The following is a 14,724-nucleotide window of genomic DNA, read 5'->3' on the forward strand; positions in this document are numbered from 1 at the left end:
CTCCTTAACGCCCTAAATACTTTTCAATGACATCTTCATTGGCTTGTACTTCTGCCAATGTGCCTTCTGCTAAAATTGCGCCTTGTGCCAATACCGTGACTTTTTCACTAATAGTATCGATAAAGCTCATGTCATGCTCAACCACAACGAGGGTGTGATTTTTCTTGAGTTCTAAACACAGCTCCGCCGTGCGCTCGGTTTCGGCATCGGTCATGCCTGCTACAGGTTCATCCAGTAAAATCAGTTTTGGACGTTGCATCAACAACATGCCGATTTCTAACCATTGCTTTTGACCATGCGACAGCAAGCCAGCAGGTTTATTAATGAACTCTTGCAGACGAATTTGCGCAAGTGATTCATCCAGGGCATTTTGGGCATCGGGATCGAGTTTGCTAAAGAAACTCTTTTTCACGCGCTTGTCTTTGGGTGCTGCTAGAAGCAGATTTTCCATGACGCTGAAATTTTCAAACACCGTCGGTTTTTGGAATTTACGTCCAATGCCTGCTTCAGCAATTTGCTCGGTACTCATTTTGGCTAGGTCATAGTTTTGCCCGAAAAATGCAGCGCCTTCAGTTGGACGGGTTTTTCCGGTAATCACATCCATGAGGGTGGTTTTCCCCGCCCCGTTCGGTCCAATGATGCAGCGTAATTCCCCTTCTTCGATATACAGCGATAAATCATTTAGGGCACGAAAGGCATCAAACCAGACACTGACTTTTTCCAGATACAATGCAATGCCATGGGTAAAGTCCGCGCCTTGTTCTTTTGGGCGACCATAGCCTTCAGAAGCATGACCACCATGCGGTTGCAGGATCTCGCTCATTCGCTACGCTCCTTTTTAAAACGGTCAAACAGACCAATAATGCCTTTTGGCAGGAAGATGGTCACTACAATAAATAACGTACCCAAAATCAACAGCCATGCTTCAGGATAAGCCGAAGTAAAATAGGTTTTTACTCCATTGATTAAGCCTGCCCCAATCAATGGACCAATCAGCGTGCCACGTCCACCCGCTGCCACCCAGACTGCCATTTCAATCGAGTTCACCGGGTTCATTTCACTTGGGTTAATAATGCCGGCTTGTGGCACATACAGTGCCCCTGCAATGCCTGCAATCACCGCAGATAGCACCCATGCCGAGAGCTTGTACCACAAGGTACGGTAGCCCAAATATTGCAGACGGTTTTCGCTGTCACGAATTGCACCGAGTACACGGCCATAAGGTTTATTCATTAAATGACGTAAACCAATAAAGCACAGCAACAATACCAAAGCGGTGATAAAGCACAAACTTGCCCGCATCGATGCCGAGGTAATGTCCAGGCCTAAAATGGTTTTAAAACCGGTAAAGCCGTTGTTGCCACCAAAGCCGGTTTCATTACGGAAGAAAAGTAATGCAGCAGCAAAAGTCATAGCTTGGGTAATAATCGAGAAATACACGCCTTTAATTTTGGAACGGAAGGCAAAGAAGCCAAAAATAAAGGCAATGATGCCCGGTACTAACACCACAAGGGCAAGTGACCAAAGGAAGTATTCAGTCCCCACCCAAAACCATGGCACTTCCGTCCAACTCAGAAAGCGCATAAAGTCAGGAATACCATCCCCTGCAGACTGGCGCATCAGGTACATGCCAAAGGCATAACCGCCAAGGGCAAAGTACAAACCATGCCCCAAACTTAAAATGCCGGCATAGCCCCAGACTAAATCCAGTGCCAAAGCGACCAAGGCCAAGCACATGATTTTGCCAATCAAGGTGACCCAATAAGCAGATAAATGCAGGATTGAATCGGCAGGTAATAAATGTAGCCATGGCAATGCCAATAAAATGGCAAAGCACACGGCAATCGCAATGCCACTATGCGGTTTGTCTGAAAGTAATTGTGTAATCTTCATGTGCTTACTCCACAAAACGGCCTTTGATGGCAAACAAACCTTGTGGACGTTTTTGAATAAACAAAATCACAAGCACCAAGAGAACAATTTTTGCCAGTACTGCACCAATGCCAATTTCCAAGGTGGTACCGCTAATACCCAGACCAAGCGCTGCAAGGACTGCACCCCACACCTGACCTACACCACCGACAACCACCACCAAGAAGGCATCAATAATGTAGTTTTGCCCTAAATCCGGCCCGACGTTACCCACTTGTGCCAAAGCACATCCGGCTAACCCTGCAAGACCTGAACCTAAACCAAAGGCCATCATATCGATACGACTAGAACGAATACCGACTGCTCGCGCCATTTGACGGTTTTGTGTCACCGCACGAACGAAGAGACCAAAACGGGTTTTATTCAGTAGGTAAACCAACAACAAAAGCACTGCAATGGTAAAGACAATAATCGCAATACGGTTATAGGGCAGCATCAAGCTTGGAGTAATCGAGATCCCGCCTGATAGCCACGAAATATTCGACACTTCGACATTTTGCGCACCAAAAGTCATGCGTACCAATTGCATCAAAATCAGGCTGACCCCAAAGGTTGCAAGCAAGGTTTCAAGTTGACGACCGTATAATGGACGAATCACGGTACGTTCAATCAACATACCGATCAGTCCACTCACCAAGAATGCCGCAGGAATCGCGGCGATTAAGTACCACTCGACATAGCTACCCAAATAGCTTTTAAACAGACTTTGCACCACATAAGTAGTATAGGCGCCAATCATAATGAGCTCACCATGCGCCATATTGATGACACCGAGCAAACCATAAGTAATGGCTAAACCGAGTGCTGCAAGCAGTAAAATACTCGCAGTACTCAGCCCTGAAAATAAATGCCCAGTCCATTCACTGGCTTGAATCCGGGTTTTAATACTGCTTTTCGCTTCAAGCAAAGCCGCTTTCAGCTCAGAATGGATATTCGGCTGTGTCAGCTCATTGTCGATCATCGCCAAGACATCGGGACGATTGGAGTCTTGCAAGGCTTTCGCCGCTTGAATTTTAACTAAGACATCTGCATCTTGATAATCCAGACGCGCTTTAAGCTGGGCCAAACGGGCTTTGACTTTGTTATTTTGTTCGTTCAAATACAGGGCATTGATGTGAGCAACATTCAGCTCTGCCAAGTTGCTTTCATAAATATCAATCGCTTCTAAACGCTCGGAAGCATCTTCAGATTTGAGTTTTCTTTGTGCCAAACCAAAGTTGAGCGCTTTACGCAAGGTATTCACCAAAGTCACTTGTGATAAGTCACTCGGCCAATCTGCAACGATGCCTAGACTCGGATAGCTGAGTAATTTTTCGTCCGATTCTAAAATATAGGTTTGACCATTAGCCCCACTATAAAGCTGCTCGTTTTCAACATATTCTGCAAGCTGATCTAACTGCTCAATACTGCCCGGCCATTGCTTCAGTAAAGCACGGCGCTGGGCAAAATCACCTTGCACAAATTGCTGGATTGCATCTTGTTGTATTGCTGCAGTCAATGCAGTGCTATTTGAGGATTGTTCTGCTGATACCAGTTGCACACAAATAACCTGTACAAATACCAGAAAAATAGCGGCGATATTCACGCGAATATTCATTATATTCACCCCTATTCCATTGGAAATTTTCCGTGGAGAGTAAGAAAAAAATCAGAGGACACCTGCCACGGCTGTGGCAGGCAAAAGATAGCTGTTATTTCGGAATGTACGGGCTCCAAGGCTGTGCCTGGATGGCTTGTGGCGTTTTATAGACCACATCAAACTGTCCATCGCCACGAATCTGACCAATCATGACTGGCTTGTGTAAGTGGTGATTCGTCGCATCCATTTTTAAGGTATAGCCGGATGGGGCTTTGAATTCCTGACCTGCCATCGCTTCACGGACTTTATCGACCTCTGTAGAACCTGCTTTTTCAACGGCTTGCTTCCACATGTTAATCCCGACATAAGTTGCTTCCATTGGGTCATTGGTCACGAGCTTGTCTGCATTCGGCAGTTTGAATTCCACTGCATACTGCTTCATTTTGTTGGTAAATTCTGTATTGACCGGATTCTTCACTGACATGAAATAGTTCCATGACGCCAAATGACCGACCAATGGCTTGGTGTCAATACCACGCAGTTCTTCTTCACCCACCGAGAACGCCATGACGGGAATATCAGAGGCTTTAATGCCCTGATTACCCAATTCACGATAGAACGGCACATTCGAGTCGCCATTGATGGTCGAGATCACCGCAGTCTTTTTACCAGCTGCGAATTTTTTCACATTGCCAACAATGGTTTGATAGTTGCTATGACCAAATGGCGTGTACTCTTCCATGATGTCCGCATCGGCAATACCTTTAGACTTTAAGAAAGCACGTAAAATCTGGTTGGTTGTACGTGGATACACATAGTCTGTACCGAGCAGAACAAAACGCTCCGCTTTACCGCCCTCTTCACTCATCAAGTATTCCACGGCTGGAATGGCTTGCTGGTTAGGCGCGGCACCGGTATAAAAAATATTTTTGGATTGTTCCTGGCCTTCGTACTGTACAGGATAGAACAATAAGCCATTCAGCTCTTCAACCACTGGCAATACCGATTTACGTGACACCGACGTCCATGCACCGAAAATTACCGCGACTTTGTCTTGGGTAATCAGCTGACGTGCTTGCTCTGCAAACAGTGGCCAGTCAGATGCTGGATCGACCACCACAGGTTCCAGTTTTTTACCCAGTACCCCACCATTATCATTGATTTCCTTAATCGCCATTAAGGCCGTATCTTTCAGTGAGGTCTCAGAAATTGCCATGGTGCCGGACAATGAATGCAGGATCCCGACTTTAATCGTGTCGCCGCTGTCTGCGACTTTGCTTTCTGCGGCCGGGGCTTCTGCTTTTTCAGCAGATTTTGAACATCCCGTTAATGCAACAGCCCCTGCCATGGTTGCGGCTAAAATACTTTTTGAAAATAAATTGCGTTGGAACATCAGATCTTCTCCAAACTTTATAATGGTGCATGTTTCATGCTTGTCTTATTTTACATCTGCGTGGAGTGATTCAATTTCTGTGCCAAGGCTTCAAAAAATAAAAAAATTACTTTAACTGATCTAATTATTTATATTATTAATCATAGATTTAGTAATACCAAAAATAAATTATGGTCTATTTAAATACTGAACCCCAATCCATCCTTAAATAGCTTTGGTAAAGACCAATGAAAATATGATCAAACTAAAACGGAAGAGCATGTACAAAAAAAGTGCAGCTCATTGAATATTTTTTGCACTGTTTTAAAACAAAAAATCCCGCGCTTGCGGGATTTTTTGATTACTCAAATTCGATAGTTTAAACCACCAAATCTGCCAGATTACCTTTTTGCTCCAACCAGTCTTTACGGTCACTGGCACGCTTTTTCGCCAAAAGTTTATCCAGTAGACCTGCAGTATGATGAGCATCATCCAGATCCAGTTGCACCAGACGGCGCGTGTTCGGATCAAGTGTAGTTTCACGTAACTGGCTGGCATTCATCTCGCCCAGACCCTTGAATCGGGTAATTTGCGGATTCTTGGTTTTGCATTTTTTCAGAATGCTATTCAGCTCATCTTCATCCAAAGCGTAGTGCACATCTTTATTGTCATCAATACGGAATAATGGCGGCATTGCGACATACAAATGCCCCTCTTCTACCAGTGTAGGAAAATGCTTTACAAACAAGGCACACAGCAAAGTGGCAATATGCAGACCATCCGAGTCGGCATCGGCCAGAATACAGATCTTGCCATAACGCAGCTCCGATAAATCATCCGAACCCGGATCAACGCCAATCGCAATCGCGATGTTGTGTACTTCCTGAGATGCTAATACTTCATCAGAAGAGACTTCCCAAGTATTCAGGATCTTGCCACGAATTGGCATAATCGCCTGGAAGTTCTTATCACGCGCCTGCTTGGCCGAACCACCCGCAGAATCCCCTTCCACAATAAACAGTTCTGACTGATCCAGATCATGGCCTACACAGTCAGACAATTTACCCGGCAAGGTTGGACCTGCCACAATCTTTTTACGTTCCACTTTTTTCGCAGCTTTTAAACGGCGACCGGCTTTAGAAATGGCCATTTCTGCCAGTTGCATGGCGATGTCAGAATTCTGGTTCAACCACAGTGCAAAGGCATCTTTGGCAATATTCTGCACAATCCCTGCTGCTTCACGGCTCGACAGACGTTCTTTAGTCTGACCTGAGAACTGTGGCTCCTGGAATTTCAGCGACAGGATATAGTTGACGCCGTCCCAGACATCTTCGGCAGAGAGTTTCATATTCCGCGGCAGCAAATTCCGCAGTTCACAGAACTCGCGCATCGCATCGGTGACACCTGAACGCAGACCATTCACATGGGTTCCACCTTGTGCGGTTGGAATCAGGTTGACATAAGATTCCTGGACGCTTTCTCCGCCTTCGACATTCCAGCAAATCGCAAATTCTGCGCTGGCGCGCTCTGCGTCACCTGTGGCAACAAAAGCCGGTGCCGGAATAATTTCACGGTCTTCCAGCTCGTCCATCAAATAGTCGACCAGACCATTTTCAAACTGCCAGGTAATCTTTTCATCATTGATCTGATCAACATAATTGATCTGTAAACCCGCCGCCAAAACAGCTTTGGCTTTGAGATTATGTTTTAACGCTTTTAAGGCAAATTTAGGCGAATCAAAATATTTGGCTTCAGGCCAGAATTGTACCGTAGTTCCTGATACCCGTTTCGGTGCCTTACCTGCCAGCACTTCAAGCGGTGCAACCGGTTCGCCATTTTCAAAGGCCATTTTATACAGATTGCCCTGACGCTGAACTTCAACCTCTACCCGGGTCGAAAGCGCATTGACCACTGAAATCCCAACGCCATGCAAACCACCGGAAAACTGGTAGTTATCGGTGCTGAACTTACCGCCGGCATGCAGTTTGGTCATGATAATTTCAATACCGCTCTGGCCGTATTCAGGGTGAATATCCACCGGCATCCCACGGCCATTGTCTTCGACTGATAAAGAACCATCTTTATAGACCGTGACGGTAATCTTGTTGGCATGTCCTGCCAGTGCCTCATCGACAGCATTATCAATCACTTCCTGTGCCAAATGGTTGGGACGAGAAGTATCGGTATACATGCCCGGACGACGACGGACCGGATCCAGACCAGATAAAACTTCAAGAGATTGAGCCGTATATTGAGACACGTTATTCGGTTTCCTTTTTTATGCAGTCCAATAAAAACTGTAAGACGAACGGAATTTTTTCCGCAAAATCATCCATCCCGTGACTGCCATGCGCTTCAGTCATCAGTATTGCAGGGGGATGCGCAGCACTATAATAACGATGTGCTTCACGATAATCCAAAACTTCATCGCCTTGTTGCAGCAGAACCAGTATTTTGTCTGCATCTTGTGCAACAGGCAGGGCCAATTGCTGGAGTTGTACCAGATCTGCTTCATCCAGACACCATTTCGGATGAACCTGATAAGGCAGTTGCTCATCAAATAGTTCACGAAACAGTTGCCATGGTCGCATTGCCGGATTGATCAGTACAGCAGGCACAGCATGCTGTGCGACCAGATGTGTCGCATAAAATCCGCCGAGACTGCTGCCCAGTAACGCCACATCATGCATCGATTCAATCAGGCCAGAAACATACGCAATGGCAGCCTTCGGTGACATGTTTAAATCGGGTAAATGTACCTGAATTTCAGGATACTTTGCACAGTAATGTTGCAGCAATTTCCCCTTGATCGAGTTCGAATTACTCTTAAAACCATGCAAATAAATGATATTCATGAACTACCAACAAAAAACCCATCAATCATCAAAATTTAATTTAAATAATGTGAAGTACACTACGTTATAAGACCAGTTAATTGCTTAAATTGTCTGACAAAAAAGCTCAAAATCTTCTCTCATTCTCGTTATTTTAAGCTGAGGCCCTCAAAATCAGGAAACTCAACAAGAAAAAGAATTTATACCGCGAAGTTCTTTAAAAAGAAAGATGGCACCACATGCGGCTCATTGAAAGGACAGGATCAGATGCCAAGTTTGACACCGTTACATGAAACCTATTGTCGATGGGATCGGACCCCGCCGAGTCAGGCCGATGTACTGGAAGGTCTGGCGCAGCTGGTGACTATGCGCTTTAACGATGTGATCCAGGAACTGGTCAAGAGTATTCAACGCGAAATCTTAATGAGTATTTTCGGTTTAAGTGAAAATAATTCAGAAAAGATTCAGAATATTCCTTCAATCGTGCGGCTCTATCAGATGTCTTATGACATGCTGTTTCATTATGGCAATACCCTGATTGCCCCTGCTTTGCGCCAGATTATTGAACGCTTTCCTAAACTGCACAATAAACCGCTGACACCTTCCTTGCATTTTCTGGTCAGTGTCTTAAATGGCATTATCGGGGATTATCTGCTGAAATATCAAAACCCTCTAGCCCTGCCGATGGTGATCTATGACCATTATGGCTCGCTGCAAAAAGGTGAGCTAAGCGGTCGTATCACTTTGTTTGTACATGGCTTATGCATGAACCATTTAGACTGGTCAAATCGCAAATATGAAGGCATTGGGGCAAAATTACTGGCGCAGCGCGACCGCAATACCATGCTCTACCTGAATTACAATACTGGACGCCGGATTTCTGCCAATGGTCGCAGTCTGGCGAATACCTTACAGGATCTGGTTGTTCGCAATCCTAGAATTACCAGTATTGACCTGATCGGGCATAGCATGGGTGGTCTGGTCTCTCGTAGTGCGCTGTTTTATGGCAAGCAGAATGTCTATAGCTGGGTCAATATGGTGGAAAATCTGGTTTGTCTGGGCTCACCGCATCATGGTGCAGTACTGGAACGTTTTGGCTTTAGCTTGCAGGACAAACTTGGACATTTTCCACTGATCCGGCTGCTTGGCCATCTGGTCAATATTCGCAGTAACGGTATTCTGGATTTGCGCCATGGCAGCGTCCGGGATGATGACTGGGAGCATAATCCACTTCGGATCGGCTTTATGGATGATCACCGTAAACCTGCCCCGATTCCCTCTCATATCGACACCTACCTGGTTGCCGGCACCATCGAGTTTGAAAACCGCAAGAACAAGACCTTGCATGTGATTGGCGATTATCTGGTCAGTATTAAAAGTGCTTTGGGCGAGCATCCCAATCCGCGCTTTCAGCTCAAAGTCCCGGATGCAAACAAGGCGATTTTCTATGGCCTGAACCATTTTGAAATTCAGTATCATCCGCTGGTGGCCGAGCAGGTGGCGCGCTGGTTCTATCCAAGTGTAGAAGATGAAGCCTTTGATCAGATTCATGAATATGTGATGGATCTGGACAGTCTGGAAGGCATTGCCCTGACCTAAACTCAAGCAAAATAAAAAAGCCCTCAATTGAGGGCTTTTTTATTAAATACGGAATTAATATTTATCTCTGAGTCGTTTAACCGGTGCCTTTTTATATTTACGCAGCAGTTGCCATAAACTGACCAGCAATAAAATACTAAAGAAGATCAAAGACCAGACAGGTAAGGATTGACCCAAGAAAGTCCAGTCAATCGCAGCACATTCACCCGAACCATTCAGCACCTGTTGCAGTACAGACTGCATCGGCAGGGTTTCCAGCCAGTATTCCAGACCGGGACCACAGCTCGGCACCTGATCCGGTGGCAGGTTCTGTAACCAGACATGACGCGCAGCCACGCCCACAGACCACAAAATACTGAGCGAACCCAGCAAGGCATACAGCCGCTTCATGAGATTAGATGCGGGATTATGCAGGAATGCGATCAGTGAGATGATCCCGAGTCCGATTAATCCAACACGCTGAAACACACAGAGCGGACAAGGCGCCAGACCTTGTACATGCTCAAGATATAAGGCAAATGCCATGCCGATGACAGCAGCCAGAAACAACATACCACTCACGAAGCGATAACCCCATTGCATGGTGAATCCTCTTATTTTTTATCGATATTGGGCTAAATAATCAGCAAAACTGACGCTGCTATCTTGCTCGAGTTGCTGTTGCTGCTGCAATGACTTTTGTGACATTTCTTCAAAATAAGCCAGTGTTTCCGGACTGAGCTGATGTTCCTCATAGACACTGCTATGTTGCTGGGCCAGATGTTGGCCAAAATGCCACATACCGCCCTGTTCACGTGTATCACCCACCACCAAGGCAGACAAGGTGGCATCCACTTCATCGACCCGGATCATCATGGTTTTTAATGCATCGGTATAGAGAGTACTGTCATAGGCCGAATTTAACAGCTTGGCCAAGGGGTGCATGCGTTGCAAATGCATGGCACACCAGTCTTCAATCGGATAAGACTGGCCATTTTCCATAATTGCGGCATTTGGCGCACGACCACGGTTCACTACTTCGGCCTGATTCTGTTCAATAATATCCTGTTCATTGCTGAGGAGCGCCGGACTGTCCTGCAATAAACAGTACAAGGCTACGACTTCGAGGAAGCCGGCCGTATCTTCATTAATGCCAATCGGGCTGTATGGATTGACATCGACTGCACGCAGCTCGACATAGGCAATCCCACGATTTTCCAGTGCCTGTGACGGCGTTTCACCTGCAAGCGGCACCTGTTTCGGGCGCACTAAGCTGTAATATTCATTTTCGATTTGCAGCACATGATCATTGATCTGGATCGGCTGGCCATTGGAATCATCTAATCCCAAACGACTAAACGGTTTATAGGGCGTTTTGACCGCTTTTTGCAGTCCGTCCAGATAGTCCTGCAAATTATTGTAGTGAATACCGAGCTGTTTCTGTGCAGAGTTTTGATAGCCAAAACGTCCCATACGTAGCGCAGTCGCATAAGGCGAATACAAGGTGCCTTTGACCAATGGCAGCAAGAAATGATCACGGCCAGTCATAAAGCACTGGCAGACCGCCGGACTGGCCCCGATCAGGAACATCACCAGTGGGGTCAGACGAATAAAGTTACGGATCAGGCCCATATAGCGATGACTGCGATAATCCTGCAAGCTCAATGCTTGCAGCGCCTCGTCCTGTTCCTGCTGTTGCAAGGCCTCGAACAGATGATCCGGGAAAGACAGGTTGTAATGCACACCTGAAATCGTCTGCATACGGCGGCCATAACGCACACCTAGACCATGACGATACAAGGTTTTAAATAAACCGATATTCGAGCTGCCATACTGTGCCAGCGGAATACTGTCATCGCGGCTGTCCAGCATACACGGCATCGACAAAGGCCAGAGCTTTTCATCATTTTCCAGATGACGATGCACAATCGCATGAATATCGCTGAGATAGTCCAGCGCTTTTTTAATACTGTCCTGTGGCGGAGTAATAAACTCCATCAACGCTTCAGAATAGTCCGTGGTGATATGTGGATGAGTCAAGGCTGAACCCAAGGCACGAGGATGCGCTGCCTGTGACAGGAAACCATCACTTTGCATACGCAAGCTTTCACGCTCGATACCACGCAGCATGCCTTTGATGAGTGACGACTCGACCCAGGTCGGTAATACATTTTGGGAAGTCGATTCAGGTTGACTCATTACAATCTCGCTTAAGGGGGCTAAATTATTAAATTAAAATCATCGGTTTAATCAGTATAACGTGATTTCGTGCCGGCATATGACAGGCTGCCTAGTTTTCAGGCAAACCATTGATTTTTAATTTGGCAAATTTTTAACACAAACTTCCTCTATAAGACATGGAAAATTTGTGATTTTATTAACAAATAGATGCTAATGAATTGTAAATATTATGAATTATCAAGATATTTTAGACTTTTGGTTTCATGCGGACAGCCAGCCCTTATGGTTTAGCCAAAGTCATGAATTCGACCAAAGTATTGCGCAGCAGTTCATGAGCACCCATCAGCAGGCAGCCCAGGCTGAACTTTGGGGCTGGCGTAAAACAGCAGAAGGTCGGCTGGCCGAAATTATTGTGCTAGATCAATTTTCACGAAATTTATTCCGTGATTCTCCCCAAGCTTTTGCCCAAGACAGTCTGGCACTGGCCTTGGCTCAGGAAGCCATCAGCCTGAACCTGGATCAACAGCTCAGTCCAGAACAACGTGCCTTTCTGTATATGCCATTTATGCACAGCGAATCCAAACTAATTCATGAATTCGCCTTAAAACTGTTTCAGCGTCTGGGCAATCCGACCAATCTGGAATTTGAGAAAAAGCATAAAGTTATTATTGACCGCTTTGGACGTTATCCGCACCGAAACCAGATTCTGGGTCGTGAATCGACCGATGAAGAACTTACTTTCCTGACCCAACCCGATAGCAGTTTTTAAGATTTTTTAAGACCGGCTGTCTGAACTGGATCATTGCATCAGGAGATCGAACATGAAAAACATGCTACTGGGATTGAGTATGATTGCTGCCATCAGCCTGACTGGCTGTGCAACCACACCCTCAAAGCCCTTAACATTTGATCAGTTAGGTCGCTACAGTACCACTCCCCTCAACAGCAACACTTACCGTATCAGCTTTCAGGCCCGTCCCAATATGAGCTTTGGCACAGCTGAAGAAATTACCCTGCTCAAAGCCGCACAGACTACCGTACAAAATGGTTTTCAATTCTTCAGAGTACTGAATGATCCAAGTAACCGCACCCAGCAACCTCCACGGCAAGCCATCGTCTATCCGGCGCCAAGCTTTTATCCTTACGGGTATTACCGCCGATATCCGGGATTCTGGCCAGACCCATTCTATGACCGTCCTTATACCGTGACTCTGGATCCTGCCCAGGTGGCTTATACCATTGAATGCTTCAAAGCCAATCAGGCGCCTCAAGATGCCTTTGATGCCCGCTTGATTTTACAGTCACTTGGGGCTAAATATGGTTTAAGTCCATCCGGTGCAGTGCTGCAACCGCAACCGGCCAATCCCTCCTGACAGGATGATCTATGCAGACAGAGAGTATCTCCCCGAGCTTACAACGCAGTAAACGTTTCGCGACCATCGCCCTGGTGGTCGCCGTACTGACCTGGTTGGCACTGATGGTGGCAGCCAAACTGCTACCTGAATATGTCTGGCTCATTCATATTCTGATGCTCTCGGCAGAAGCGGGTGTGGTCGGTGGACTGGCGGACTGGTATGCGATTACCGTGCTGTTTCGTAACCCTTTTGGCAGATTGCCCATTCCCAAGTTTTTACGCGACCATACCGAAATCATTCCACGTAATAAGGCTCGTATTGCAGAGTCGATGGGCCGTTTTGTGCAGGAAAATTTTCTTTCTCCGCAAATTGTACAACGCAGTCTGGACAGTACCGACCTGAGTCTGGCTGCAGGACGCTGGCTGGCCAATCCACAAAATAATGCCCAAGTGACTCAGGTCATTCAGCAAACGGTTCCTAAAATCTTTGAATTTGTCGGACAGGAACAGATTGCCGGCTTTATCCAAAGCAACAGCGTGCAATGGGTCAAAAATACCCAGATCAATACTCTGGCCAGCGAAATGCTGCATGCCGTTCTGGACAATGATTTCCATCAGGATGTGCTACAGCGCGGACTGGATGTGGTGCATGCCTGGATGACCTCGCATCCGGAACAAACCCGCGAGCTGACCCGTAACCTGTTTAAGGAAATGGGCGTGTGGAAACTGGCCAAAGGCGCCAGCTGGATCGGGATTGACGTGCAGCAACGCAGTATTGATTCCGTGATCGGGCGCGTTGAAGCCATGCTGGCCGATCCAGATCATCCGTGGCGACTTAAAATTGAGAGCATGGGACATAGCTGGATGTTGCAGCTGGCAGATAATGACAGTGAAGCCAGCCAGCGTCTGAATGAAACCAAAGATGCCTTACTGGATAGTCCACAGGTACTGAATTTTATCAGCGGTGCCGTGGTGATTTTATGTGATGCAATCAAGGCAGACTTGCAAAAACCTGATTCGGGTATTGCGGAAAATCTCAGAATTGCCATTCAACAGGTCGGAGAAAATATCATCTCGAATGCTTCGGTTCGTGAGCTGCTGAATAAACGTTTGAGCTCTATCGCGGTTGACCTGAGTGACCAGTACAGTGAAAAAGTGATTCGCTTTATCAGCGAGCGCATTCACGAATGGGATTCAAGCGAGATGATCGACAAGATTGAAAATGAAGTCGGCGGCGACCTGCATATGATCCGGGTCAATGGGGTCGTGGTCGGTGCCTGTATCGGTCTGGTGCTCGGGATCATCCGGGCGGCGGTGGAGCATTTAATTTAAAAATGATGCTATTCGCCCCATATAGCCCGACTTTTAAAATGCTCAAGAATTGACTCCAGCCAGATCAAATTTAAGATTTAAAAAATGATCATTTGGGTGGCTGAGGTCCGGACATATCGACCAACAGCCCAGTGAATTTGCGTACGAATGGCAATAAGGTCACCACAATCGGAAAAGCAATCGCCCAGGAAATCATCCAGTTATGAAACCAGAGTGCCATAAATCCATCAATCCAGCCAAGATTACGCAGCATATTGATCATGGAAATAATGCCACTCATCAGGCAGGACAGGATAAAAGGCACAATAATCAATGCCCATTTTGCAGGGAGTTTAGGAATATGACCGATAATGGTCGGACGTTGTGATGCAGCCACGACATGCTCTTTTTACTGTTTTCAGATGACTAATATAAGCCAAATTCTGTAGGGTGAAGCATTGTTTTTTTCATCTGAAATGTTGAGCTGAAAACTGGTGTTATTTTCACGGGATTAATCCGTTGATTTTCCCTTTCTTTAGTCAAAAACTTCTGACGAAGTGATCCTCTACTTTTTATTCCCTAG

General features: G+C 46.2%; 13 protein-coding genes. 4 read left to right on the forward strand and 9 right to left on the reverse strand.

Features of this window, described 5'->3' with window-relative positions; translation table 11 throughout:
• Window positions 1–4: 4 nt before the first annotated feature.
• The 6 genes from urtD to NI465_RS10170 form a co-directional block, all read right to left on the reverse strand.
• Window positions 5–823, reverse strand: coding sequence for an urea ABC transporter ATP-binding protein UrtD (gene urtD, locus NI465_RS10145; protein ID WP_004281279.1), 819 nt, complete (start codon window positions 821–823; stop codon window positions 5–7).
• On the reverse strand, window positions 820–1,893 hold the full coding sequence (gene urtC, locus NI465_RS10150; protein ID WP_253145172.1) for an urea ABC transporter permease subunit UrtC: 1,074 nt from the start codon (window positions 1,891–1,893) through the stop codon (window positions 820–822). Before urtC ends, urtD begins: the two co-directional genes overlap by 4 nt.
• Window positions 1,894–1,897: 4 nt before the next feature.
• Window positions 1,898–3,529 carry an urea ABC transporter permease subunit UrtB gene (gene urtB, locus NI465_RS10155; RefSeq protein WP_253145174.1) on the reverse strand — a complete coding sequence of 544 codons (1,632 nt, stop codon included), beginning with the start codon at window positions 3,527–3,529 and terminating at the stop codon, window positions 1,898–1,900.
• A 94-nt stretch (window positions 3,530–3,623) separates the two neighbouring features.
• A complete protein-coding gene (gene urtA, locus NI465_RS10160) occupies window positions 3,624–4,904 on the reverse strand; it encodes an urea ABC transporter substrate-binding protein (protein WP_253145176.1) in 1,281 nt (426 codons plus the stop codon).
• Between the two features lie 358 nt (window positions 4,905–5,262).
• Window positions 5,263–7,143 (reverse strand): DNA topoisomerase IV subunit B, encoded by a 1,881-nt coding sequence (parE, locus tag NI465_RS10165; RefSeq protein ID WP_086044242.1) that lies wholly within the window; start codon window positions 7,141–7,143, stop codon window positions 5,263–5,265.
• Between the two features lies 1 nt (window position 7,144).
• Window positions 7,145–7,738 carry a YqiA/YcfP family alpha/beta fold hydrolase gene (locus NI465_RS10170; RefSeq protein WP_005105323.1) on the reverse strand — a complete coding sequence of 198 codons (594 nt, stop codon included), beginning with the start codon at window positions 7,736–7,738 and terminating at the stop codon, window positions 7,145–7,147.
• A gap of 246 nt (window positions 7,739–7,984) precedes the next feature.
• On the opposite strand from NI465_RS10170, the gene NI465_RS10175 reads away from it, so the two are divergent.
• Window positions 7,985–9,316 carry a PGAP1-like alpha/beta domain-containing protein gene (locus tag NI465_RS10175; protein ID WP_005267699.1) on the forward strand — a complete coding sequence of 444 codons (1,332 nt, stop codon included), beginning with the start codon at window positions 7,985–7,987 and terminating at the stop codon, window positions 9,314–9,316.
• Between the two features lie 54 nt (window positions 9,317–9,370).
• On the opposite strand, the gene NI465_RS10180 is transcribed toward NI465_RS10175, so the two are convergent.
• A complete protein-coding gene (locus tag NI465_RS10180) occupies window positions 9,371–9,898 on the reverse strand; it encodes a disulfide bond formation protein B (RefSeq protein ID WP_005267702.1) in 528 nt (175 codons plus the stop codon).
• A gap of 18 nt (window positions 9,899–9,916) precedes the next feature.
• Window positions 9,917–11,494: a glutamate--cysteine ligase gene (gene gshA, locus NI465_RS10185; protein ID WP_005267704.1), complete on the reverse strand. Its 1,578-nt coding sequence runs from the start codon at window positions 11,492–11,494 to the stop codon at window positions 9,917–9,919.
• 211 nt (window positions 11,495–11,705) lie between these two features.
• Here gshA and NI465_RS10190 point away from each other — a divergent pair, with 211 nt between their 5' ends.
• Genes NI465_RS10190 through NI465_RS10200 form a run of 3 tightly spaced genes read left to right on the forward strand, consistent with a single transcriptional unit; the run spans window position 11,706 to window position 14,162 of the window.
• Window positions 11,706–12,245, forward strand: a complete 540-nt coding sequence (locus tag NI465_RS10190; protein ID WP_005094955.1) for a DUF924 family protein — start codon at window positions 11,706–11,708, stop codon at window positions 12,243–12,245.
• A gap of 52 nt (window positions 12,246–12,297) precedes the next feature.
• Window positions 12,298–12,849: a CC0125/CC1285 family lipoprotein gene (locus NI465_RS10195; protein WP_004647203.1), complete on the forward strand. Its 552-nt coding sequence runs from the start codon at window positions 12,298–12,300 to the stop codon at window positions 12,847–12,849.
• 11 nt (window positions 12,850–12,860) lie between these two features.
• Window positions 12,861–14,162, forward strand: a complete 1,302-nt coding sequence (locus NI465_RS10200; protein WP_005094953.1) for a DUF445 domain-containing protein — start codon at window positions 12,861–12,863, stop codon at window positions 14,160–14,162.
• Window positions 14,163–14,250: 88 nt separating this feature from the next.
• Here the strand turns inward: NI465_RS10200 and NI465_RS10205 are convergent, their stop codons facing one another.
• The gene (locus tag NI465_RS10205) at window positions 14,251–14,538 is read right to left on the reverse strand and encodes a DUF2798 domain-containing protein (RefSeq protein WP_004647201.1); all 288 of its coding nucleotides are present in this window, start codon (window positions 14,536–14,538) and stop codon (window positions 14,251–14,253) included.
• Between the last annotated feature and the right edge of the window lie 186 nt (window positions 14,539–14,724).

The sequence above is a fragment of the Acinetobacter lwoffii genome, from assembly GCF_024129855.1.
GTDB classification, from domain to species: domain Bacteria; phylum Pseudomonadota; class Gammaproteobacteria; order Pseudomonadales; family Moraxellaceae; genus Acinetobacter; species Acinetobacter lwoffii_L.